We start from the raw sequence: 21,808 nt of genomic DNA on the forward strand, positions 1-21,808 counted from the left end.
GCGGAGATGAGGACGCGTGCACGGGTGACGACGGCCGCCGTGGTCGGCTTGGCGATCGCGCTCGGCGCGACGACGGCGTGTCAGCGCAGCACTGAAGGTGCGGTCGCCCAGACAACCGAACCGGGACCGCCGCTGACGACGGAACCCAGCGCGCCGAGCCGGCTACCGAGCATTCCCGGGCTACCGGAGATCACGATCCCCAATCTGCCGCTGCCGACGCGCAACACCGACGTTCCGGAAGTGCCTCCCCCGCCGAACGCGACGAGCATGGGGTGTCAGGAGTACAACCAGCTCGACGAGGCGACTCGGCTCGCAGTGGTCAAGGCGATTCTCGCCCAGGGCAACAACCCGCTCGGGGTCAACGGCGAGACGGTGGGCCAACTGCTCGCCGACGCGGCCTGTCAGTTCTTTCCCAGCGCCAAGGTCGCCGACGTCCTGATGGGCTGACGGCTCACGGAGGCGGCTAGCCTCATGATCCATGGGCAGCAGCTATGAGTCAGTGACGGTCGAGATCGCCGAGCGCGTCGCGCAGGTCACGTTGATCGGCCCGGGCAAGGGCAACGCGATGGGACCGGCGTTCTGGGCCGAACTCCCACAGGTGTTCGAAGAATTGGATGCCGACCCCGACGTGCGCGCGATCGTGCTGACCGGCTCCGGCAAGAACTTCAGCTACGGCCTCGACCTGGCCGCGATGGGCGGCACGCTGGCCCCGATGATGGAGCAGGGCGCACTGGCCAAGCCCCGCGCCGAGTTCCACGCCCGCCTGAAGACCATGCAACAGTCGATCACCGCGGTGGCCGACTGCCGTACCCCGGTGATCGCCTCGGTGCACGGCTGGTGCATCGGTGGTGGCGTCGACCTGATCTCGGCCGTCGACATCCGGTATGCCAGCGCCGACGCGAAGTTCTCGGTGCGGGAGGTCAAACTCGCGATCGTCGCCGACGTGGGTTCGCTGGCCCGGCTGCCGCTGATCCTGTCCGACGGGCACCTTCGGGAGTTGGCGTTGACGGGCAAGGACATCGATGCTGCGCGGGCCGAGAAGATCGGTCTGGTCAACGACGTGTACCCCGACGCCGAGTCATCTCTGGCCGCGGCGCGGGCCACCGCGGCGGAGATCGCTGCGAACCCGCCCCTGGTGGTCGCCGGCATCAAGGACGTGCTCGACGAGCAGCGCACCGCCGCGGTGTCGGCCAGCCTGCGCTACGTCGCGGCGTGGAACTCGGCGTTCATGGCGTCGAAGGATCTCACCGAAGGCGTGACCGCGATGTTCGAGAAGCGTCCGCCCGACTTCACCGGCGAGTGATCGTCTAGATCCGGCGTCCGGCCGTCTCCGGCAGCGCCAGCACACACGCCAGGCTGACCAGACCCAGACCGCCCATCATCACCGACACCGCCCAGCCGCCGTAGGTCGCGAGAAGCATCGGCGACACGACCGGCGGCAGCGCGCCGCCCACGATGGCGCCCAGCGTGTGCGACAGCGCCGCGCCGGTGTAGCGGTACTCGGGGGCGAAGATCTCGGGAAGCAACGCGGCCAGCGGTCCCATGCACCACCCGATCAGGCAGTACGTCACCACGATCGTCACGCCGAACATCATCTTGTCGCCGGTCTCGATCAGCGGGAACACCGCGAACGCCCACGGCGCCGTCAGCGCGAATCCCCAGGACACGACGCGGCGCCGGCCGTAGGTGTCGCTGAGGATCGCTGACACCGCGGCGAAGCCCACCGCGCACAGCCCGCCGATCACCCCGGTCATCAACACCAGGTCGTAGGAGAAGTCGAGCCGGTCGGCGGCGTAGTGGACGAAGAAGGTACCCGCCTGGAACACCAGCATGGGAGCGCACACGGCGACACCGGCGGCCAGCAGCACCTGCCGGCCTTGGCGGCGGAACAGCGCAACCAACGGCGCACCCTGGTGACCGGTGTCCTCGTCGCGCACCGGGGAATCCTTGACGTGCATGCGGATGTAGAGCGCCACCAGGATGAGAATCCCGCTGAGCAGGAACGGGATTCGCCATGCCCAACCGAAGAACGCCGAGCCCGGATCCTCCCCGAAGATGGCCTGCACCACCCAGAACACGAGGTTGGCCAGCACCAGGGCGGTGCCCAGGCCGAGCTGGGTGAACATGCCGAAGAAGCCGCGTCGGTTCTGCGGTGAGTTCTCGGCGCTGAGCAGCACCGCACCCGCCCACTCGCCGCCGACCGCGAAGCCCTGGATCAGCCGCAGACCGAGCAGCAACAACGGCGCTGCCACTCCGATGGTTGCTGTGCTGGGAATGAGGCCCACCCCGACGGTCGCGACGCCCATCAGCAACAGCGTCACGACCAGAGTCTGCTTGCGGCTGATGCGATCGCCGAAGTGTCCGAACACCGCCGCCCCCACCGGACGGGCCAGGAACGCGGCCGCGAACGCACCCAGCGAGGCCGTCGTTGCCATGATCGGGCTCAACTCGGGAAAGAACACCGTCGGGAACACCAGCGCCGCGGCGGTGCCGTAGATGAAGAAGTCATAGAACTCGATCGCCGAACCGACGTAGCTGGACAGCGCGATCCGCCAGAGCGGTTGGGTGGCGGCAGAGGCCGTTTCCGTCGTCATGGGTCGATATTGACGGCTTTGCCGGATATTCACATCCGCTATTGGGTGGAATGCGTCGGTGGATCATCATGTCCTCCGATCGGCGGACACCTCCACAGATCGGGCACTCGATGGTAATTGACGTTGCTACTTATGTTTCGATGACTTTGCTTCGTGCAACAGAAGCACCATGAAAAGACGATCCGTGGTTAGTGTCTTGTCCACTGTCGCAACCATATGCGCGGGCACAGCGACCGGGATGGGTGTACCAGCGGCATCCGCACAGGGTTGCAACGATGTGGAAGTCATATTCGCCCGAGGGACGACCGAGCCTGCCGGCGTAGGGTGGCTCGGCACCGCGTTCATCAACTCGGTCCGCAGCAAGGTGGGCGCCAAATCGGTGTCGACCTACGCAGTGAACTATCCCGCCGACTGGAACCTCTACACCTCGGTGCGCGCAGGCGGTACCGACGCGCTGGCCCGCGTACACGCCACGGCGACCACCTGTCCCGACACCCGCATCGTCCTGGGCGGTTATTCACAGGGCGCCGGTGTCGTCGATGTCCTGGCGATCGGCCAGCGCGTGGGCCTGTTCACCCCGATGCCCATCCCCGCCGAGGACGAGCCGCACGTCGCGGCGCTCGCGGTGTTCGGCAATCCGATGCGCACGATGAACGGCGGCGGCCCGCTCCCCGACAAGAGCCCGGTTTATGGCAGTCGGACCATCGACCAGTGCGCCACCGGCGACCAGTACTGCGACGCGGGACCCTCCACCAATACGGGGCACTACGCCTACGTGCAGAACGGCATGGTCGACGAAGCCGCGGCGTTCGTCGCCGGCCGGGTGTAGCGAAGCGGTGGCGGAGGGATTTGAACCCCCGGACGGTGTTAGCCGTCTCTCGCTTTCAAGGCGAGTGCATTAGGCCGCTCTGCCACGCCACCGCGGGTCAGTCTAGACGCGGCCGACCTTCGCCGACGGCGCCCCCGACTGCAACGCGGTGCTGATCCGGCGGCAGTTCTCCCCCATCGCCGCCACCTGCGGACGCGACAGCCGCTCGACGAAGTGCTCGCGCACCGCCGCCCCGTACGTCTGCTGCGCCGACGACAGCGCGTCTCGGCCCTGCGAGGTGATCGATGCCAGCACCCCGCGACCGTCGTCCGGGCTGGCGCCGCGCGTCACCAGGCTCTGTTTCTCCAGCCGGTTGATCTGGCGCGTGACACGGCTCGGCAGCGACATCAACGACTCCGCGAGATCGCCCATCCGGGCAGAACCCGCCGGCGACGCGGCGAGCAGGTCGAGCAATCGCACGTCGTTCAGTGTGAGCTTGTGCTTGTCCACAAGCGCTCTGTTCATCGTCGCGTACAACCGCAGCGCGGCTTCCAAGAAGTTCTGCCACGCACGCTGTTCTGACACGTCCAAACCCGGCGTATCGCTCGCGCTACGCCCCCCGATGGTCCCCTCCATGTGCACATATTAGAGGCAGCGGCCCGTTGCGATCGGGCAAAAGGACTGCTGTTTCCGCTGCGTAGTAGCGTTGCCCCAATGCTGGCTATCGTGGCGGACTCCGGCCGACTGACCTGGCACACCGTCCCCGATGTGGTACCCGGTCCCGGCGAAGTGTTGCTGCGGGTCACCGCCGCCGGGGTGAATCGGGCCGACCTGCTCCAAGCGGCCGGGCACTACCCACCTCCACCGGGCGCGAGCGACATCATCGGGCTCGAGGTGTCCGGGGTTATCGAGAGCCTGGGTGCCGACCTCGGTACGACGGAGTGGGCCCCGGGGCAACAGGTCTGCGCTTTGCTGGCAGGCGGCGGTTACGCCGAATACGTCGCCGTTCCGGCGGGTCAGCTGCTCCCCGCACCCGAGGGGGTACCTCTGGCATACGCCGCCGGACTACCCGAGGTGGCGTGCACCGTCTGGTCGAACATCGTGATGACCGCCGGCATCCGGCCCGGCCAACTGCTCCTCGTGCACGGGGGCGCAAGCGGCATCGGCACCCACGCGATCCAGGTAGCCGGCGCGCTGGGGTGCCGGGTCGCGGTGACCGCAGGATCGGCGAACAAACTCGAGCTGTGCGCAGAACTCGGCGCGGAGATCACCATCGACTACCACTCCCAGGATTTCGTCGAGGTGATCCGCGACGCGGGCGGGGCCGACGTCATCCTCGACATCATGGGGGCGGCCTACCTGGACCGCAACATCGATGCCCTCGCCAAAGACGGTCGCGTGGTCATCATCGGCATGCAAGGTGGCGCCACGGGCGACCTGAACATCGGCAAGCTCCTGGCCAAGCGCGGCGGCGTGTTCGCCACCGCGCTCCGTGCCCGACCCGTTGACGGCCCTGCCGGGAAGTCCGAGATCGTCACGCAGGTGCGGGACAACGTGTGGCCGATGATCGCCGACGGCCAGGTCAGACCGGTGATCGGCGCCGAGTTCCCGATCTCGCAGGCCCAGGCGGCCCACGAGCTGCTCGAATCCGGCGACGTGTCCGGGAAAGTCATTCTGCGCGTGAGTGATTAGCGCAGGTCAGCCGAGCGAAGCGAGCGCCCGCACCAGCTGATCGACCTCGGCCGCGGTGCTGTAGTGGGCCAGTCCGATCGTCACCGCGCCCCCCACGTCGTTGACCCCGATGACGTCGAGCACGCGAGAACTCGCGTTCGCGATCGCGAGGATTCCGTTGTCGGCGAGCCGCTGCACCACCCGCTCGGCGGGCACGTTCTCGACGGCGAAGCTGAGCACCGGGATGCGCTCCTCCGGGCTGCCGATCACGATCACCGTGGGCAGTACCCGCAGCGAGGACAGCAGATAGTCGAACAGCCCGTCGAGGTAGGCCGAGGCGGACCTCATCGACACCGCGAGCCGTTCACGACGGCTGCCCTGGGCCGAATCTTCAAGACCGGCAAGGTATTCGATGCTCGCCACCAGGCCGGCGAGATAACCGAACTGGTGCGAGCCCAACTCCAGACGAGCCGGTCCGGTTGCGTCGGGGTCCAAGGAGACCGACCCGAATGCGTCGATGAGCGACGGGTCACGGAAGACGAGCGCGCCGACCGGGGGACCACCCCAGGCCAGTGCGTTGAGCGCCACCACGTCGGCCTCCACCTCGTCGATGTCGATGAGGCGGTAGGGTGCGGCGGCCGAGTGATCGACGACGGCGAGGCCGCCGACGTCGTGCACCAGCTTGGTCACCTCGCGCAGCTCGGTGACCGTGCCCAAAGTGGTTGACGCCGAGGTCAATGCGACCAGCCGGGTGGCCCGGTTCACCAGGCCCTCCCACTGCCACGTGGGCAGGTCTCCGGTCTCGATGTCCACCTCGGCCCACTTGACCTGGGCGCCGTAGCGGTTGGCCGCGCGCAACCACGGGGCGATGTTCGCCTCGTCGTCGAGCCGGGACACCACGACCTCGTAACCGAGGCCGACGCGGCCCGATGCCGCATCGGCAAGCGACGTCAGCAGCACTGCGCGGTCGGCGCCGAGGACCACCCCGGCAGGGTCGGCGTTGACCAGATCGGCCACCGCCTGGCGGGCTGCAGCGAGCACCGCCGCGCTGCGCCGCGATGACGGGTGCGGACTGCCCACCGTCGGCATCGAGCCGCGGAACGCGGTGGACACCGCACGGCTGACCGTATCCGGCAGCAGCATGCCGTGCTGCGCGTCGAAGTGCACCCAGCCATCGCCCAACGATGGGTGCAGACCACGCACCCGGGCGACGTCGTATGCCATGTCAGCCCACCTTAGTGCGTCCAGGGAACCTCGCCGTACCGCCGCATCGCGGTCGGTGAGCGATTGCCCGACCTCGCTCGTGCTGCCCATGCCGTGGCCGGTACGGGACATCTGGGCAGCCATACTAGTCCAGTGAGCAACGGGTACGGCGTGCTGGTTGCGTGGGCGTTGCTGGTGATCCCCGGGGCAATCATCGCCCGGTGCGGCGGGCTGGGATGGACCGCCTCGGTGGCCGCCGGGCCGGCTCTGACCTACGGCGCCGTGGCCATGGCAATCGTGCCGTTCGGTGCCCTCGCAGTGCCGTGGAACGCCGGCACGGCGCTGGTTGCTCTCGCGGTGTTGGCAGCTGCGATCGCTGGTTTGCGGCTACTGGCGCGACGAGTCCGGCCGGGCCTGCAGAACCTGCCGCAGAGACCGCGCCCGCCGCGCGGTGCGGCGCTGGTGACCGGGGCAGGCGTCGTCGTCGGCGCGATCCTGATCTGGGTGGCCGCCTCCCGCGGGCTGCAGAACTGGCAGTCGATTCCCAGCACCTGGGACGCGGTCTGGCACGCCAACACCATCCGGTTCATCCTCGACACCGGCCAGGCCTCCCCGACGCACATGGGCGAATTACGCAACATCGAAACCCACGAGGCGCTGTACTACCCGTCCGCGTTCCATGCACTGGCCGCGGTGTTCGCCCAGGTGACCGGGGCGGCGCCGGCGACCGCCTACACGGTCGTCTCCGTCGCGGTGTCCTGCTGGCTGTTCCCGGCCAGCGCGGCGATGTTGACCTGGCAGCTCATGCACCGGTGGGCGGCGCCGTGGCCCACCTTCGGGGCGGCCGCCACCTCGGCGGCGTTGGCCGCGTCGTTCACCGCGGTCCCCTATGTCGAATTCGACACCGCCTCGATCGCCAATCTCGCGGCCTACGGCATCGCCGTCGGCGCGTTCGTGCTCGTCACCACGACGCTGGCCCACCGCGACCGCATCCCGATGGCCGTGCTGGCCGTCGTCGGGGTCTTCTCCGTGCACATCACCGGCGGGGTGGTCACGGTCCTGCTGGTCGCCGCCTGGTGGTCGGTCGAAGCGCTGCGCCGCCCGGTGCGAGGTCGGCTCGGCGATCTCGGCACGCTCGTCGCCGTCGCCGCTCCGTCGGTGGCCCTGCTGCTGCCGCAATTCCTCGGTGTGCTGCAGCAGGCGGAGATCATCGAAGGGCATTCCTTCGTCACCCATCAGGGCAGGAAGCGAGCACTGTTCGACGCGGTCGTGCAGCACACCCGCCACCTCAACGACTTCCCGATCCAATGGTGGCTGGTCGTGCTGGCGGCCGCCGGCGGCATCCTGCTGATCGTTCGGCGGGTGTGGTGGCCCGTGCCGGTGTGGCTGCTGCTGGTCGCCTCGATCGTGCACTCCTCGGCGCCGTTCGGTGGCCCCCTGGGGGCGGCCATCGGCCAGTTCAGCGACCTCTTCTACAGCGACCCGCGCCGGCTGTCCGCGGTGATCACCCTGCTGCTGAGCGCGCTGGCCGGCATCGCGGCCACGGCCGGCGCCTGCTGGTTGGCCGAGCGTGTTCCGACGATTCCGGCGCGCGTCCGCCACGCCGCGGTCGCGGCCGTGCTCGCGGTGGCAGCCGTCTCATCCGCCGTGCACTACCTGCCGCGCCACGAGTTCCTGTTCGGCGACAAGTACGACTCGGTGATCATCGACGGCAAGGACCTCGAGGCGTTCGCGTACCTGGCCACGCTGCCGGGGGCGCGCGACACCCTGATCGCCAACGCCAACACCGACGGCACCGCGTGGATGTACGCCATCGCCGATCTGCATCCGCTGTGGACCCACTACGACTACCCGGTGCAGCAGGGACCCGGCTATCACCGATTCATCATCTGGGCCTACGCCGACGACGCCGACACCGATCCCCGGGTGGCCGAGGCGGTCGCGGCGCTGAACATCCGCTACCTTCTCGTGAGCACGCCGGTGGTGCGGGGATTCGTGATCCCCGACGGGCTGGCGTCGCTGGACAAATCCCGCTCCTGGGAGAAGATCTACGACAACGGCGAGACGCGCATCTATCGGTGGCGCGGAGCCCGACCGGAATGACGACGCAACGCTGGGGCACTCTAGGAACATGACTTCGGGCATGACATCGGACAACGACGACAACATCGAGATCATCGGCGACGGGACGCCCGACGCCGAGCAGAGCTCCGACGGGAAATCGCTCACCGACCTCGTCGAGCAACCGGCCAAAGTCATGCGGATCGGCACCATGATCAAACAGCTGCTCGAGGAGGTGCGCGCCGCCCCGCTCGACGAAGCCAGCCGCGGCCGGCTGCGCGACATCCACCGCACCAGCATCAGCGAGCTGGAGGACGGCCTCGCGCCGGAGTTGCGTGCCGAACTCGAGCGGCTCACGCTGCCGTTTACGGAGGACGCGGTGCCGTCGGATTCGGAGCTGCGGATCGCCCAGGCGCAGCTGGTGGGCTGGCTGGAGGGGTTGTTCCACGGCATCCAGACCGCCCTGTTCGCCCAGCAGATGGCCGCCCGTCAGCAGCTCGAGCAGATGCGCCAGGGGGCACTTCCGCCCGGCGTGAGCATCCCGGGGCAACGCGGCGGGCCCGGGCATCCCGGCACCGGGCAGTACCTGTGAGACGTCGGTGAGCAGTCCCCACAGCTCGACGGAACCGTTCATCGAGACGCGCGACGCGTGGGTGGAGTTTCCGATCTTCGACGCCAAGACGCGTTCGCTGAAGAAGGCGTTCCTCGGCAAGGCCGGCGGCGCGATCGGGCGCAACGAATCCAACGTCGTCGTCATCGAGGCGCTCCGCGACATCACGATGTCGTTGAAGATGGGCGACCGGGTCGGCCTGGTCGGACACAACGGCGCGGGTAAGTCCACCCTGCTGCGCCTGCTGTCGGGCATCTACGAGCCGACTCGCGGCGTGGCGACGGTGCAGGGCCGGGTGGCCCCCGTCTTCGACCTGGGCGTCGGCATGGACCCCGAGATCTCCGGCTTCGAGAACATCATCATCCGCGGCCTGTTCCTCGGGCAGACGCGCAAGCAGATGATGTCCAAGGTCGACGAGATCGCCGAGTTCACCGAGCTCGGCGACTACCTGTCGATGCCGCTGCGGACGTACTCGACCGGTATGCGCGTGCGATTGGCGATGGGTGTGGTGACGAGCATCGATCCGGAGATCCTGCTCCTCGACGAGGGCATCGGCGCGGTCGACGCCGACTTCCTGAAGAAGGCGCAGACCCGACTGGCCGATCTGGTGGCACGGTCGGGAATCCTGGTCTTCGCCAGCCATTCCAACGAGTTCCTGGCCCGCCTGTGCAACACCGCGATGTGGATCGACCACGGCACCGTGAAAATGGAGGGCGGCATCGAGGACGTGGTGCGGGCCTACGAGGGCGAGGACGCCGCACGGCATGTGCGGGAGGTCCTCGAGGAGACCGCGCGTGGGTGAGACCGTATGCGCGGTCGTCGTGACCCATCGCCGTCCCGACGAGCTCGCGAAGTCCCTCGACGTCGTGGCGTCGCAGAGCCGCCGCCCCGACCACCTCATCGTGATCGACAACGACGCCGATGACACGGTGCGGGATATCGTTGCCGGCCAACCGATTTCGACGACCTATTTGGGCTCGAAGCGCAACCTCGGCGGCGCGGGCGGCTTCGCGCTCGGCATGCTGCATGCGCTGGCGCTCGGCGCGGACTGGGTGTGGCTGGCCGACGACGACGGCCGCCCGCAGGACAGTGAGGTGTTGGGGACCTTGCTGCGGTGCGCCGAGCGGCACGGACTCGCCGAGGTGTCGCCGATGGTGTGCAACCTCGACCACCCCGAACGGCTCGCGTTCCCGCTGCGCCGCGGCCTGGTGTGGCGGCGCCTGGCCGGCGAATTGCGCACCGACGGCAGCGGAGACCTGTTGCCCGGCATCGCCTCGCTGTTCAACGGCGCACTGTTCCGCGCGTCGACGATCGAGGCGGTGGGCGTGCCGGATCTGCGGCTGTTCATCCGCGGCGACGAGACCGAGGTGCACCGGCGCCTGATCCGCACGGGTCTGCCGTTCGGCACCTGCCTCGACGCGGTCTATCTCCACCCCTGCGGCACAGAGGAATTCAAGCCCATTCTGGGCGGCCGGATGCACACCCAGTACCCGGACAACGAGATCAAGCGGTTCTACACCTACCGCAACCGTGGCTACCTGCAGGCCCAGCCCGGCATGCGCAAGCTCGTCGCGCAGGAGTGGCTGCGCTTCGGCTGGTACTTCCTGGTGTCGGCGCGCGACCCCCGCGGCTTCGCCGAGTGGATTCGGTTGCGACGGATGGGACGACGAGAGAGGTTCACACGCCGATGACGTTCACCGATGCCGCGGCGCAGTCGAGGACGTTCACCCGCGCATGGGCCGATCTGGTCGGCGGCTTCGGCAAGCGCGAGCTGTGGTTGCACCTGGGTTGGCAGGACATCAAGCAGCGCTACCGACGTTCTGTGCTCGGCCCGTTCTGGATCACCATCGCCACGGGCACGACTGCCGTCGCGATGGGTGCGCTCTATTCCAAGCTGTTCAAACTCGAACTGTCCGAACATCTTCCCTACGTGACGCTCGGGCTGATCATCTGGAACCTGATCAATGCCTCGATCCTCGAGGGCGCCGAGGTGTTCATCGCCAACGAGGGCCTGATCAAACAGCTTCCGACGCCGCTGTCGGTGCACGTGTACCGGCTGGTGTGGCGGCAGATGATCCTGTTCGCCCACAACATCATCATCTTCGTGATCATCGCGATCATCTATCCGAAGCCGTGGACGTGGACCGACCTCGCCGTCATCCCGGCGCTGGGTCTCATTGCGCTGAACTGTGTCTGGGTGTCCCTGTGTTTCGGCATCCTCGCGACCCGCTACCGCGACATCAGCCCGCTGCTGAACAGCCTGGTGCAGCTGCTGTTCTTCATGACGCCGATCATCTGGAACGAGTCCACGCTGCAGGCCCAGGGTGCCGGGCACTGGGCCAAGATCGTCGAACTCAACCCGCTGCTGCACTACCTCGACATCGTGCGCGCACCGCTGCTCGGCGCGGATCAGGAACTGCGGCACTGGCTGGTGGTGCTGGTGCTGACCGTACTCGGTTGGACGTTCGCCGCACTGGCGATGCGCCAGTATCGGGCGCGGGTGCCGTACTGGGTGTGACGCTCAGCTGACCAGGGCGTTCCGATCCGGCTCCGGTCCGAAGACGAACCGGCGGCCCGTGAGCGTGTGCGGGGTGATCCGCACGTAGCGCAGCTTGCGGGTCGCGACCCATGGATACAGGCCGGCGCTGTCGGCCTCGGCGATCTCGGCGGATGCGCTGAGTAGCTTGGCTGTTCCGCGGACCACGACGCTCCACCCCTCGGCGACGTTGTGGTCGTCTGCTTCGAACACGACGTTCTCGTTGAGAACCGCGGTCAGCAGCTTCGTGCCCTCGGCGGTGCGGAACAGCAGGGTCTTGTGCTGGACGACGTAGTTGACGGGAAAGATCTCCGTCCAGCCGCCGACGGTGGTCACCAATCTGCCGAGCGTGAGTCCGGACAGCAGCTGCCAGCTCTGCGATTCGGACAGCTCGGTCACCGGGGCGGTTGTCGCATCCATGTCCACCATGGTCGTCGGCGACGCCGGTGACTCGTAGGGTCCAACGGCACTTCTTCGCCGACTCAGCGGTGCGGCGGTGGGGTCTGCACGGCGGCGTTGATCCGATTCCAGGCGTTGATGGTGACGGCCATCGCGATCACCTGGCCGAGCTCGCGTTGGGTGAACGTGTCGGCGGCGACGGCGTAGACGTCCTCGGGCACCCCGTGATCGCCGAGCACCGTGAGGGATTCGGTGAGCGCGAGGGCAGCCCGTTCGCGCGCACTGAAGAGGTCGCCGGCTTCGGTCCACGCCGCGAGGACGTCGATCTTCTGGTCGCTCACACCCAGTTTGCATGCGTCGCGGGTGTGCATGTCGAGGCAGAACGCGCAGCGGTTCATCTGCGAGGCGCGGATCTTGATCAGCTCACCCAGCTCGGGCTCGACGTCCTTGGCCGCCGCGGTGGAGAGCTTCATCATCGCGTCGTAGAGCTCGGGGGAGCTCTTGTAGATCGGGAATCTCGGGCCGGTCAGTGTCTGTGTCATGACATCGACGCTAGGCGGTAGAAGCCCGCGCCGATGGTTCAATTGACCCGTGGTTTCATGGGCCAATTCAGGTGGGCGCGATCTGCACCTGGAACTGCGGCAGATGCTCGTCCCCGGGACGAGGGGCGCGAAGGAGACGGTGATCGCGGCGCTGCGCGAAGCGGCACGATCCGGCCGGCTGACGCCGGGCACCATGTTGCCGGCGTCGCGCACGTTGGCCGCCGATCTCGGACTGGCCCGCAACACCGTCGCCGACGCTTACGCCGAACTCGTCGCCGAGGGGTGGTTCGGGTCCCGCCAGGGGGCGGGCACCTGGGTGCTGAACACGGCCCAGCCGTCTGCCCACACCCGGCCCCGCGGGCAATCGGTCGCCCCGGTCCACAACCTGATGCCCGGGTCGCCGGATGTGTCGGAGTTCCCCCGAAGCCAGTGGATCGCGTCGACGCGTCGCGCGCTGATCGCCGCGCCGAACTCCGCACTGCACCTGGGAGACCCGCGGGGACGTATCGAGTTGCGTTCTGCCTTGGCGGATTATCTGGCGCGCGCACGCGGTGTTCGAACTTCGCCGGAGTCGATCGTCATCTGCGCCGGCGTCCGCCACGGCGTGGAGCTGCTGACCCGGGCGCTGGGCGGTCCGATTGCGGTCGAAGCGTATGGGCTGCACTTGTTTCGCGATGCGATCACGGCAGCGGGCGGGTCGACGGTGCCGATCGGCGTCGACGACCACGGCGCCGTCGTCGAGGAACTGGAGGGGCTCGACGCTGCCGGCGTGCTTCTGACACCGGCGCACCACAATCCGCTGGGGATGCCGCTGCACCCGTCGCGACGTACCGCGGTGGTCGAATGGGCCCGCCGGACATCGGCTTTCGTGCTCGACGACGACTACGACGGGGAATTTCGCTTCGATCGCCAACCCATCGGCGCGCTGCAGGCGTTGGACCCGGGACGGGTGGTCTACCTCGGATCGGTCAGCAAGAGCTTGTCACCGGCATTGCGGCTGGGGTGGCTCGCCTTGCCCGAGACGCTGGTCGATCCGGTCGTCGACGCCGCTGGCGGCCAACAGTTCTCCGTCGACGTGATCAACCAACTCACCCTGGCCGACTTCGTGTCGCGGGGGTACTACGACCGCCACATCCGACGGATGCGCGGGCGGTACCGGCGGCGCAGGGACGCACTCGTGGGCGCACTGACACCGTTCGACGTCGGCACGGCCGGATTGGCTGCCGGACTCAATCTGCTGGTGACGCTGCCCGACGGCACCGAGGCCGAGGTGATGCGCCGGGCGGGCGAGGCCGGGATCGCGCTGACCGGGCTGTCGATCCTGCGCCACCCCGACGCGGCTGTCGATCAGCGCGACGGCATCGTCGTCGGGTACGCCGCGCCACCCGAACATGCCTTCGGCGCGGCGATCTCGGCGTTGTGTGAGGTGCTGGCCGCCAGTCGGTTGTAGCGTCGCACCATGCGGCGTCACATGAACGCGTACGAGCGAATTCTCGAACGCTTCGCGCGTACGCAGCCGGGCTACTGGTACGTCACCCGGCTGGCGCCACGGATCGATCCGCCGCTACTGCGCCTCAGCGGCGGTCGCATCAGCAGTGTGTTCCCGGTTCCGGCGATGCTGTTGACGACGATCGGCGCCAAGACCGGCCAGCGCCGCACCTTGCCGCTGCTGTATGTGGTCGACGGTGATTCGATGATCCTGATCGCGTCCAACTATGGCCGGCCGGGCAACCCGTCGTGGTATCGCAATCTGAAGGTCAACCCCCGCGTCGAAGTCCTCGCCGGCCGGCGCAGCGGCACCTACACCGCGTCGGAGATCACCGACCCTGCCGAGCGCACCGATGCATGGGAGAGGGCCGTGGACCTCTACGCCGGTTACGCGGATTACGAAGTGCGAGCGGGTGATCGAACCATTCCGCTGGTCCGACTGCGGCGGATCCCATGACAAAGGGCGCCCCTTGTGGGGGCGCCCTTTGCCGTTCTCCGAGGGGGGATCTCGGAGGGGACTACTTCACCGTGACGTAGATCGTCTGGTTGATGGTCGAGCGGTTCGAATCGCCGTTGGAGGTACCGAACGGCTCGGCGCCGCGCTGGATGGGCCCGCGGGTCACGGAGACGACCGACGCCTCGTCCAGCGGTGCGCTGGACTGGCGGGTCACGACGACCCGGTTGCCCTGCGCCTCGAGCTCGCTGATGGTCTGCTCGGCGTCGCCTCCGGTCGGGGCGGCGAATGCGGGGGCGGCCAAGCCCAGGGCTCCGGCAGTCAGGGCGGCGGCGGCAGCTGTGGTGATGGTGAACTTCTTCATTGTCTTGCCCTCTTCTGGTTTTCGATCGTGGTGATCTGATAGCTGGAACTCGCCCGCGCCCCAGAACATTTCGGGTGGCAGAAATTTGATCATCGGTGGCAGAAACACATGACTGAAACTTGTCGGCACACCCGGTATACTCGAACACATGTTCGAAGAATCGGATCTGACCGCGTTGAGCGCCGCAGATCTGATCGACGCCGCCCGGCAATGGGCGCGCGACGAGAACGCCGCCGCGGCCCGCAAGATGGCGGTGATGGCCGAGTTGTTCACCCGGCGCACGGGAGTCGACGCCGAGGATCGCTCCGGCTGGTGGCTCGATCCCGAGGCAGCGGTGGCCGCAGAGGTGGCGGTGGCCGTGGGCGTCACGCAGGGGCTTGCACTCCACCAGACCCAACGCGCGGTGGCGCTCAGAGATCGGCTCCCCCGGGTGGCGGCGCTGTTCGCCGACGGCCTCATCACCGATCTGCTGATCCGCAAGATCGTCTACCGCACCGGACTGGTGACCGACCCGGCGGTGATGGCCGAGGTCGATGCGGTGATCGCGGACCGGGTCGGCCGCTGGGGGCAGCTGTCGGAGAAGAAGCTCGAGCAGGCCATCGACGCGACCGTGTTGGCGCACGATCCGATCGCGGTGCGTCAGGTGGTGGAATCCGCGACGGAACGGCGGGTCGAGTTCGGGTCGCCCTCTGACGCGCCGGGATTCACGAGCGTCTGGGCCCTGCTGCCCGCCGCCGACGCGACCGCGCTGCAGGACCGCCTGGAGGCGATTGCGCACACCGTCTGCGCGGCGGACCCCCGCAGCCTCCAGAACCGCAGGGCCGACGCGCTGAATGCCGTCGGTGCCGGGCTCGACGCGCTGGTGTGTCAGTGCGGTCTCGAGGATTGCGACGCCGCCAGCGGGCCGACGCCGAGCCGGAACACGACGGTGTTCGTGATCGCCGACAGCGAGACCGTGAAAGACACGGCCACCCCGGCACCCGCCCGCACGAACAAGCCCGCACTCCTCTTCGGGTCCGGCGTCACTCCGGTGGAGGCGTTGAACCTGACCCGGGCGCGCCTACGCCAGATCGTGCACCCGGGGGACTCTCTGCCCGAAGGCCGCTACACGCCGTCGCGCGCACTCGCCGAGTTTGTCCGCTGCCGCGATGTCACCTGCCGCTTTCCCGGCTGCGACGTGCCCGCCACCGAAGCCGACATCGATCACACCGTCCCCTACCCCGTCGGACCCACCCATGCGTCGAACCTCAAGGCGCTGTGCCGTTTTCATCATCTCCTGAAGACGTTCTGGGACGGCCCCGAGGGCTGGCGCGACCGTCAGCTGCCCGACGGCACGGTGATATGGACCAGCCCGACCGGCCACGAGTACACGACGTATCCGGGCAGTCGGGATCTCTTCCCGTCGCTGTGCCGCCCGACCGGCACGCTGTGGGACGACGACCCGCCGAGACCCGCAGCCTGCGTGGCGCGCGGTGCGATGATGCCGCGGCGACGACACACCCGCGCGCAGAACCGAGCCCGCGCGGTCACCGCGGCGCGTCGCCTCAACCAACAGCACGGCGCCGAACCCCACGGACCTCCCCCGTTCTAAGCTGCCCGGGTGGCCGAGCCCCCGCTGTCACCGCAGCTGAGTCTGACGACGCAGATCTGGCGGTTCGTCGTGACCGGTGGGCTGGCGGCCGTCGTGGACTTCGGGCTGTACGTGGCGTTGCTCGCCGCGGGCCTGCACGTCAACGTCGCCAAGACGCTGAGCTTCATCGCCGGGACGACGACGGCCTACCTGATCAATCGACGGTGGACCTTCCAGGCGCCGCCCAGCCGCGCGCGGTTCATCGCAGTGGTGGTGCTCTATGCGGTCACCTACGCGGTTCAGGTGGGCATCAACTACGTGTTCTACCTGCAGTTCCAGAACCAGCCCTGCCAGGTCCCGGTCGCGTTCGTCATCGCGCAGGGCACCGCGACCGTGATCAACTTCATCGTGCAGCGCGCCGTCATCTTCCGGCTGCGATGACGGTCGGCCCGGCGGCACGAACAGCGCTGGTCACCGACGGTTGGCATGCCGTCGTGCGTCGGTCGGCACCGGCGCTGGCCGCCTGGGCCACGTTGATGCTCGCCGAGCTCTACGTTCTGGTCGCCTCGGGTGACCAGGACATCGACATCAGCACGTCCCCGACGATCGCCGATTGGTCGGTGCTCGTGGTGCTGGCCGCGCTCGTCCCGCTGATGGCGGGCGTCGCGTTCGCCGTGAGCCGCATCGCGAGCACGGGGGCGCGCGCGGTCATCGCGTGGGGCTCGATCGTGGTCGGTCTGGCGTCGGACACCTATGAGGCCGGTGGGTGGACGGCCTTCGGCACCGAAGCCGTCGACGTGGCGGTGGTCCTCGTGATCCTGGGCGCGAGCGGCTGCGGGTTCGGCGCGATCCTGGCCTGGGCGCTGCGCACCACGTTCACCCATCTGCGCTCGGCGGGCCAACTGTTCGCCAGGGCACTTCCGGTGGTTCTGCTCACCCTTCTGGTGTTCTTCAACAACACCGTCTGGTACATCGCCGCCAACCTCGAGACCAGCCGGATCTGGCTGCTGGCCGGCGGCATGGCCGCGATCGCGCTGACCTTCACGGTCACCGAGTCCATCCACGCCTGCCGCCCTCTGATCGCCGACATCGAGCCACCGTTGCGCCGGTCGGAAAGGGCCAAGGTCGTCGCGGTGGTGTCCCTTGCTCAGAGCATCCAGGCACTGGTCGTCGCCCTCGTGACCGGCGTGATCTTCTTCGTGATGGGGCTCGTGGTGCTCAACGACACGGTGCTCGACCACCTGACCGACGGGAATCCGGCGCGCAGCCAGTGGCTGGACATCGCACTCCCGATCGACCAGGCGCTGGCCCACATCACACTCATCCTGATCGCGATGACGTTCATGTATCTCAGCGCCCGCGCCGCCACCGATGCCAAACACCGCACCGACTTCGTCGACCCGCTGCTCGACGACCTCCGCGCCACCCTCGCGCTGCACCGAGTGGCCGCTGCGAAGCGGTACCCTCTGTGACGATGTTTCGCACCGAGTTTCCGACCACCGCCAAGCGCCTGACCGGCTGGGGCCGCACCGCTCCGACCGTCGCGCAGGTGCTGACGACGCCGGATCCCGAGGTGATCGTCAAGGCCGTCACCCGCGCCGCCGAAGACCCCGACCGGGGGGTACTCGCCCGTGGCCTCGGCCGCTCGTACGGTGACAACGCCCAGAACGGCGGCGGCCTGGTCATCGACATGAACGCGCTCAACCGCATCCATGCGATCAACACCGACGACGCGCTCGTCGACGTCGATGCCGGCGTCAACCTCGACCAGCTGATGCGCGCGGCGCTGCCGCTCGGACTGTGGGTGCCCGTGTTGCCCGGCACCCGCCAGGTCACCATCGGCGGCGCCATCGCCTGCGACATCCACGGCAAGAACCACCACAGTGCCGGCAGCTTCGGCAACCACGTCCGCTCGATGGAGCTGCTCACCGCCGATGGCCAGGTCCGCACGATCACCCCCGACGGTCCCGAGCGTGAGCTCTTCTGGGCCACCGTCGGCGGCAACGGGCTGACCGGCATCATCCTGCGCGCCACCATCGCGATGACGCCGACCGAGACCGCGTACTTCATCGCCGACGGTGACGTCACCGCGAGCCTCGACGAGACGATCGCGTTCCACAGCGACGGCACCGAGGACAACTACACCTACTCCAGCGCGTGGTTCGACGCGATCAGCGCCCCGCCCAAGCTCGGCCGCGCCGCCATCTCCCGCGGTTCCCTGGCCACCCTCGACCAGCTGCCGCCGAAGCTGCAGAAGAATCCGCTGAAATTCGATGCGCCGCAACTGCTCACGCTGCCCGACGTGTTCCCCAACGGCTTGGCGAACAAGTACACCTTCATGCCGATCGGCGAGCTCTGGTACCGCAAGTCGGGCACCTACCGCGGCAAGGTCCAGAACCTGACGCAGTTCTACCACCCGCTCGACATGTTCGGGGAGTGGAACCGGGCCTACGGCTCACTGGGTTTCGGCCAGTACCAGTTCGTGGTTCCTACCGACGCCGTCGAGGAGTTCAAGGCGATCCTCGTCGACATCCAGCGCTCCGGGTTCTACTCCTTCCTCAACGTGTTCAAGCTGTTCGGTCCGGGAAACCAAGCGCCGCTGAGCTTTCCGATCCCCGGCTGGAACGTGTGCGTGGATTTCCCGATCAAGCCGGGCCTCAACGAGTTCCTCAACGGACTCGACAAGCGGGTCCTCGAGTTCGGCGGCCGCCTCTACACCGCCAAGGATTCCCGCACCACAGCCGAGACCTTCCACGCCATGTACCCGCGCATCGACGAGTGGATCGCGGTGCGCCGCAGGGTCGATCCCACCGGGGTCTTCGCCTCCGACATGGCTCGACGACTGGAGCTTCTGTAAATGGTGTTTGATGCCACCGGCAACCCCCAGACCATCCTGCTGCTCGGAGGCACCTCCGAGATCGGGCTGGCGATCTGCGCTCGCTACCTGCGCAACGCCGCGGCCCGCGTGATCCTGGCGTGCATGCCGGGCGATCCGCTGCGCGATGCGGCCGAGGCGCAGATGCGCGATGCGGGTGCCAAGGCCGTCGAGGTCATCGACTTCGACGCCCTCGACACCGACAGCCACCCCGCCGTCATCGACACTGCATGGTCGAAGGGGGACGTCGACGTCGCGATCGTGGCGTTCGGCCTCCTCGGCGACGCCGAGGAGCTGTGGCAGAACCAGCGCAAAGCCGTCCAGATCGCCGACATCAACTACACCGCCGCCGTCTCGGTGGGCGTGCTCGTCGGTGACAAGATGCGCGCGCAGGGCTCCGGTCAGATCATCGCGATGAGCTCCGCCGCCGGCGAACGCGTGCGGCGCTCCAACTTCGTCTACGGCTCCACCAAGGCGGGCCTGGACGGTTTCTACCTCGGTCTGGGAGAAGCATTGCGCGAGTACGGCGTTCGGGTGCTCGTCATCCGGCCCGGCCAGGTGCGCACCCGCATGAGCGCACACGTCAAGGAAGCGCCGTTGACCGTCGACAAGGAGTACGTCGCCGAACTCGCGGTCACCGCGTCGGCCAAGGGCAAGGATCTGGTGTGGGCGCCCGGCGCGTTCCGTTACGTGATGATGGTGCTGCGCCACATCCCCCGCCCGATCTTCCGCAAGCTGCCCATCTGATGCCCAGCGCGCTGGCCGCGCCGGTTCGAGTGGCCGGCCAGATGGCCGTCGCGGCCGCGATTGCTGCCGTGGTCGCGGTCGTCAGCCTGGCCGCGATCGCGCGCGTCGAGTGGCCGGCCTACAACTCCTCCAATCAGCTGCACGCGCTGACCACGGTCGGTCAGGTCGTCTGTCTGGCAGGGCTTCTCGCCGCCGGGCTGGTGTGGCGTCGTGGGCGCCGCACCGTGGCCCGCCTCGGCGCGGTGCTGTTCCTCGCCGCCTTCTCCGTGGTGACGCTGGGGATGCCGCTGGGCGCCACCAAGCTGTACCTGTTCGGGATCTCCGTCGACCAGCAGTTCCGCACCGAATACCTGACGCGGTTGACCGACTCGGCCGCCCTGCACGACATGACCTACATCGGCCTGCCGCCGTTCTATCCGCCCGGCTGGTTCTGGCTCGGCGGCCGGCTCGCTGCGCTGACCGGCACGCCGGCCTGGGAGATGTTCAAGCCCTGGTCGGTCCTCTCGATCACGATCGCGATCGTGCTCGCGTTCGCGCTGTGGGCCGCGATGATCCGCTTCGAGTACGCCCTCGTTGTCAGCACCGCGACCGCCGCCACCGCGCTCGCCTACACCCCCGCCGAGCCTTACGCCGCGATCATCACCGTGCTGCTGCCGCCGATCTTCGTGCTGGCGTGGTCGGGACTGGGCGGCAAGACCCGGGGAGGCGGGAAAACCGGGTGGGCCGCTGTCGTCGCCGTCGGCATCTTCCTCGGCGGCGCGGCGCTGTTCTACACACTGCTGCTCGCCTACGCCGCGTTCACGCTGACGATCATGGCGGTGCTGCTGGCCGTCACCCGCAGGCACTGGGACCCGCTCCTGCGTCTCGCCGTCATCGCGGTCATCTCCGGTGCGATCGCGCTGATCGGGTGGGCGCCCTACTTGATCGCCGCGGCGAAAGGCACGCCCGCCGATCGCGGCACCGCCCAGCACTACCTGCCCGTCGACGGTGCCCAGCTGTCGTTCCCGATGCTGGAGTTCACGCTGCTCGGTGCGCTGTGCCTGCTGGGCACGCTCTGGCTCGTGATCAGGGCGCGCAGCTCCACCCGTGCGGGTGCGCTGGCCGTGGCGGTGCTCGCCGTCTACGCCTGGTCCCTGCTGTCGATGTTGACCACGCTGGTCGGCACCACGCTGCTGTCGTTCCGGCTGCAATCGACGCTCACCGTGCTGCTCACCGCCGCCGGCGCATTCGGCTTCATCGAGACGGCCCGCGCCCTGGCCGCACGGGTGAGCGCACCGAACGCCCACCGGGTGGTCGCCGTCGCCACCGCGGTCGGCGCGCTCGGCGCGCTCACCTTCAGCCAGGACATCCCCGACGTGCTGCGCTCCGACATCGTCGTCGCCTACACCGACACCGACGGCTCCGGCCAGCGCGCCGACCGCAGGCCCCCCGGCGCCGAGCAGTACTACCGCGAGGTCGACGCGAAGATCCAAGAGGTGACCGGCCGGCCCCGCAACGAGACCGTGGTGATGACGGCCGACTACAGCTTCCTGTCCTACTACCCCTACTACGGCTTCCAGGGTCTGACGTCGCACTACGCCAACCCGCTGGCCCAGTTCACCGAACGGGCGGGCGCCATCGAGGGGTGGTCGATGCTGACCAGCGCCGATCAGTTCATCGCCGCGTTGGACGCGCTGCCGTGGCAGCCGCCCAGCGTCTTCCTGATGCGCCGCGGCGCGGGCGACACCTACACGCTGCGGCTGGCCTCCGACGTCTACCCCAATCAACCCAATGTGCGGCGCTACCACGTCGCCCTCGACGAGGCGCTGTTCGACGATCCACGCTTCGACGTGTCCACGATCGGGCCGTTCGTGCTGGCCATCCGCACGCCCTCTACGATCTAGCTC

Annotated in this window: 23 protein-coding genes and 1 tRNA gene; 17 read left to right on the plus strand and 7 right to left on the minus strand. The window is 68.2% G+C overall.

Annotation, left to right across the window (positions count from 1 at the left end):
• Positions 1-6: 6 nt before the first annotated feature.
• Both MHN84_RS11690 and MHN84_RS11695 read left to right on the plus strand, forming a co-directional pair.
• Positions 7-447 (plus strand): hypothetical protein, encoded by a 441-nt coding sequence (locus MHN84_RS11690; RefSeq protein WP_241204787.1) that lies wholly within the window; start codon positions 7-9, stop codon positions 445-447.
• A 31-nt stretch (positions 448-478) separates the two neighbouring features.
• On the plus strand, positions 479-1,303 hold the full coding sequence (locus tag MHN84_RS11695; RefSeq protein ID WP_241204788.1) for a crotonase/enoyl-CoA hydratase family protein: 825 nt from the start codon (positions 479-481) through the stop codon (positions 1,301-1,303).
• Between the two features lie 4 nt (positions 1,304-1,307).
• Here MHN84_RS11695 and MHN84_RS11700 read toward each other — a convergent pair whose 3' ends face one another.
• A complete protein-coding gene (locus MHN84_RS11700; protein WP_241204789.1) occupies positions 1,308-2,594 on the minus strand; it encodes an MFS transporter in 1,287 nt (428 codons plus the stop codon).
• A gap of 277 nt (positions 2,595-2,871) precedes the next feature.
• Between MHN84_RS11700 and MHN84_RS11705 the strand changes: the two genes are divergently transcribed.
• On the plus strand, positions 2,872-3,423 hold the full coding sequence (locus MHN84_RS11705) for a cutinase family protein (protein ID WP_241204790.1): 552 nt from the start codon (positions 2,872-2,874) through the stop codon (positions 3,421-3,423).
• Positions 3,424-3,428: 5 nt separating this feature from the next.
• On the opposite strand, the gene MHN84_RS11710 is transcribed toward MHN84_RS11705, so the two are convergent.
• Together MHN84_RS11710 and MHN84_RS11715 are read right to left on the minus strand one after the other, a co-directional pair.
• A tRNA-Ser gene (locus MHN84_RS11710) sits at positions 3,429-3,515 on the minus strand.
• 10 nt (positions 3,516-3,525) lie between these two features.
• Positions 3,526-4,038, minus strand: a complete 513-nt coding sequence (locus MHN84_RS11715; protein ID WP_241204791.1) for a MarR family winged helix-turn-helix transcriptional regulator — start codon at positions 4,036-4,038, stop codon at positions 3,526-3,528.
• A 78-nt stretch (positions 4,039-4,116) separates the two neighbouring features.
• On the opposite strand from MHN84_RS11715, the gene MHN84_RS11720 reads away from it, so the two are divergent.
• Entirely contained in the window at positions 4,117-5,094 is a 978-nt protein-coding gene (locus MHN84_RS11720) for an NAD(P)H-quinone oxidoreductase (protein WP_241204792.1), read from the plus strand.
• Positions 5,095-5,100: 6 nt separating this feature from the next.
• On the opposite strand, the gene MHN84_RS11725 is transcribed toward MHN84_RS11720, so the two are convergent.
• Positions 5,101-6,297, minus strand: a complete 1,197-nt coding sequence (locus MHN84_RS11725; RefSeq protein ID WP_241204793.1) for a cysteine desulfurase-like protein — start codon at positions 6,295-6,297, stop codon at positions 5,101-5,103.
• 132 nt (positions 6,298-6,429) lie between these two features.
• Here MHN84_RS11725 and MHN84_RS11730 point away from each other — a divergent pair, with 132 nt between their 5' ends.
• Genes MHN84_RS11730 through MHN84_RS11750 form a run of 5 tightly spaced genes read left to right on the plus strand, consistent with a single transcriptional unit; the run spans position 6,430 to position 11,465 of the window.
• A complete protein-coding gene (locus MHN84_RS11730) occupies positions 6,430-8,379 on the plus strand; it encodes a DUF6541 family protein (protein WP_241204794.1) in 1,950 nt (649 codons plus the stop codon).
• Positions 8,380-8,407: 28 nt separating this feature from the next.
• Entirely contained in the window at positions 8,408-8,929 is a 522-nt protein-coding gene (locus MHN84_RS11735; RefSeq protein WP_241204795.1) for a bacterial proteasome activator family protein, read from the plus strand.
• A 7-nt stretch (positions 8,930-8,936) separates the two neighbouring features.
• Positions 8,937-9,749 (plus strand): ABC transporter ATP-binding protein, encoded by an 813-nt coding sequence (locus MHN84_RS11740; protein ID WP_221352087.1) that lies wholly within the window; start codon positions 8,937-8,939, stop codon positions 9,747-9,749.
• Positions 9,742-10,638, plus strand: coding sequence for a glycosyltransferase (locus tag MHN84_RS11745; RefSeq protein WP_241204796.1), 897 nt, complete (start codon positions 9,742-9,744; stop codon positions 10,636-10,638). The genes MHN84_RS11740 and MHN84_RS11745 overlap by 8 nt, the downstream gene beginning before the upstream one ends.
• Positions 10,635-11,465, plus strand: coding sequence for an ABC transporter permease (locus MHN84_RS11750; RefSeq protein WP_241204797.1), 831 nt, complete (start codon positions 10,635-10,637; stop codon positions 11,463-11,465). Before MHN84_RS11745 ends, MHN84_RS11750 begins: the two co-directional genes overlap by 4 nt.
• 3 nt (positions 11,466-11,468) lie before the next feature.
• Here the strand turns inward: MHN84_RS11750 and MHN84_RS11755 are convergent, their stop codons facing one another.
• On the minus strand, positions 11,469-11,903 hold the full coding sequence (locus tag MHN84_RS11755) for a pyridoxamine 5'-phosphate oxidase family protein (RefSeq protein ID WP_241204798.1): 435 nt from the start codon (positions 11,901-11,903) through the stop codon (positions 11,469-11,471).
• A gap of 62 nt (positions 11,904-11,965) precedes the next feature.
• Positions 11,966-12,424 carry a carboxymuconolactone decarboxylase family protein gene (locus MHN84_RS11760; RefSeq protein WP_241204799.1) on the minus strand — a complete coding sequence of 153 codons (459 nt, stop codon included), beginning with the start codon at positions 12,422-12,424 and terminating at the stop codon, positions 11,966-11,968.
• A gap of 103 nt (positions 12,425-12,527) precedes the next feature.
• Here MHN84_RS11760 and MHN84_RS11765 point away from each other — a divergent pair, with 103 nt between their 5' ends.
• A complete protein-coding gene (locus MHN84_RS11765) occupies positions 12,528-13,874 on the plus strand; it encodes a PLP-dependent aminotransferase family protein (RefSeq protein WP_241204872.1) in 1,347 nt (448 codons plus the stop codon).
• A 9-nt stretch (positions 13,875-13,883) separates the two neighbouring features.
• The gene (locus tag MHN84_RS11770) at positions 13,884-14,369 is read left to right on the plus strand and encodes a nitroreductase/quinone reductase family protein (protein WP_241204800.1); all 486 of its coding nucleotides are present in this window, start codon (positions 13,884-13,886) and stop codon (positions 14,367-14,369) included.
• Positions 14,370-14,430: 61 nt separating this feature from the next.
• On the opposite strand, the gene MHN84_RS11775 is transcribed toward MHN84_RS11770, so the two are convergent.
• On the minus strand, positions 14,431-14,730 hold the full coding sequence (locus MHN84_RS11775) for a hypothetical protein (protein WP_241204801.1): 300 nt from the start codon (positions 14,728-14,730) through the stop codon (positions 14,431-14,433).
• A 148-nt stretch (positions 14,731-14,878) separates the two neighbouring features.
• Between MHN84_RS11775 and MHN84_RS11780 the strand changes: the two genes are divergently transcribed.
• Genes MHN84_RS11780 through MHN84_RS11805 form a run of 6 tightly spaced genes read left to right on the plus strand, consistent with a single transcriptional unit; the run spans position 14,879 to position 21,805 of the window.
• Positions 14,879-16,321 carry an HNH endonuclease signature motif containing protein gene (locus MHN84_RS11780; protein WP_241204802.1) on the plus strand — a complete coding sequence of 481 codons (1,443 nt, stop codon included), beginning with the start codon at positions 14,879-14,881 and terminating at the stop codon, positions 16,319-16,321.
• Between the two features lie 24 nt (positions 16,322-16,345).
• Entirely contained in the window at positions 16,346-16,741 is a 396-nt protein-coding gene (locus MHN84_RS11785) for a GtrA family protein (RefSeq protein ID WP_241204873.1), read from the plus strand.
• Entirely contained in the window at positions 16,738-17,772 is a 1,035-nt protein-coding gene (locus tag MHN84_RS11790; RefSeq protein WP_241204803.1) for a hypothetical protein, read from the plus strand. Before MHN84_RS11785 ends, MHN84_RS11790 begins: the two co-directional genes overlap by 4 nt.
• A gap of 2 nt (positions 17,773-17,774) precedes the next feature.
• On the plus strand, positions 17,775-19,157 hold the full coding sequence (locus tag MHN84_RS11795; protein WP_241204804.1) for an FAD-binding oxidoreductase: 1,383 nt from the start codon (positions 17,775-17,777) through the stop codon (positions 19,155-19,157).
• Positions 19,158-19,922 (plus strand): decaprenylphospho-beta-D-erythro-pentofuranosid-2-ulose 2-reductase, encoded by a 765-nt coding sequence (locus tag MHN84_RS11800; protein WP_241204805.1) that lies wholly within the window; start codon positions 19,158-19,160, stop codon positions 19,920-19,922.
• The gene (locus MHN84_RS11805) at positions 19,922-21,805 is read left to right on the plus strand and encodes a galactan 5-O-arabinofuranosyltransferase (RefSeq protein ID WP_241204806.1); all 1,884 of its coding nucleotides are present in this window, start codon (positions 19,922-19,924) and stop codon (positions 21,803-21,805) included. Before MHN84_RS11800 ends, MHN84_RS11805 begins: the two co-directional genes overlap by 1 nt.
• Positions 21,806-21,808 lie beyond the last annotated feature (3 nt).

Source organism: Mycobacterium sp. PSTR-4-N (genome assembly GCF_022348085.1).
In the GTDB taxonomy this organism is placed as follows: domain Bacteria; phylum Actinomycetota; class Actinomycetes; order Mycobacteriales; family Mycobacteriaceae; genus Mycobacterium.

Bases quoted from the DNA above. Each gene is read 5' to 3' on its own strand.
- MHN84_RS11690 (WP_241204787.1), top strand. From the start codon at position 7: ATGAGGACGCGTGCACGGGTGACGACGGCCGCCGTGGTCGGCTTGGCG.
- MHN84_RS11780 (WP_241204802.1), top strand. From the start codon at position 14,879: ATGTTCGAAGAATCGGATCTGACCGCGTTGAGCGCCGCAGATCTGATC.
- MHN84_RS11715 (WP_241204791.1), bottom strand. From the start codon at position 4,038: ATGGAGGGGACCATCGGGGGGCGTAGCGCGAGCGATACGCCGGGTTTG.
- MHN84_RS11800 (WP_241204805.1), top strand. From the start codon at position 19,158: ATGGTGTTTGATGCCACCGGCAACCCCCAGACCATCCTGCTGCTCGGA.
- MHN84_RS11700 (WP_241204789.1), bottom strand. From the start codon at position 2,594: ATGACGACGGAAACGGCCTCTGCCGCCACCCAACCGCTCTGGCGGATC.
- MHN84_RS11790 (WP_241204803.1), top strand. From the start codon at position 16,738: ATGACGGTCGGCCCGGCGGCACGAACAGCGCTGGTCACCGACGGTTGG.
- MHN84_RS11795 (WP_241204804.1), top strand. From the start codon at position 17,775: ATGTTTCGCACCGAGTTTCCGACCACCGCCAAGCGCCTGACCGGCTGG.
- MHN84_RS11805 (WP_241204806.1), top strand. From the start codon at position 19,922: ATGCCCAGCGCGCTGGCCGCGCCGGTTCGAGTGGCCGGCCAGATGGCC.
- MHN84_RS11775 (WP_241204801.1), bottom strand. From the start codon at position 14,730: ATGAAGAAGTTCACCATCACCACAGCTGCCGCCGCCGCCCTGACTGCC.
- MHN84_RS11765 (WP_241204872.1), top strand. From the start codon at position 12,528: ATGCTCGTCCCCGGGACGAGGGGCGCGAAGGAGACGGTGATCGCGGCG.
- MHN84_RS11750 (WP_241204797.1), top strand. From the start codon at position 10,635: ATGACGTTCACCGATGCCGCGGCGCAGTCGAGGACGTTCACCCGCGCA.
- MHN84_RS11770 (WP_241204800.1), top strand. From the start codon at position 13,884: ATGCGGCGTCACATGAACGCGTACGAGCGAATTCTCGAACGCTTCGCG.
- MHN84_RS11755 (WP_241204798.1), bottom strand. From the start codon at position 11,903: ATGGATGCGACAACCGCCCCGGTGACCGAGCTGTCCGAATCGCAGAGC.
- MHN84_RS11725 (WP_241204793.1), bottom strand. From the start codon at position 6,297: ATGGCATACGACGTCGCCCGGGTGCGTGGTCTGCACCCATCGTTGGGC.
- MHN84_RS11695 (WP_241204788.1), top strand. From the start codon at position 479: ATGGGCAGCAGCTATGAGTCAGTGACGGTCGAGATCGCCGAGCGCGTC.
- MHN84_RS11720 (WP_241204792.1), top strand. From the start codon at position 4,117: ATGCTGGCTATCGTGGCGGACTCCGGCCGACTGACCTGGCACACCGTC.
- MHN84_RS11760 (WP_241204799.1), bottom strand. From the start codon at position 12,424: ATGACACAGACACTGACCGGCCCGAGATTCCCGATCTACAAGAGCTCC.
- MHN84_RS11735 (WP_241204795.1), top strand. From the start codon at position 8,408: ATGACTTCGGGCATGACATCGGACAACGACGACAACATCGAGATCATC.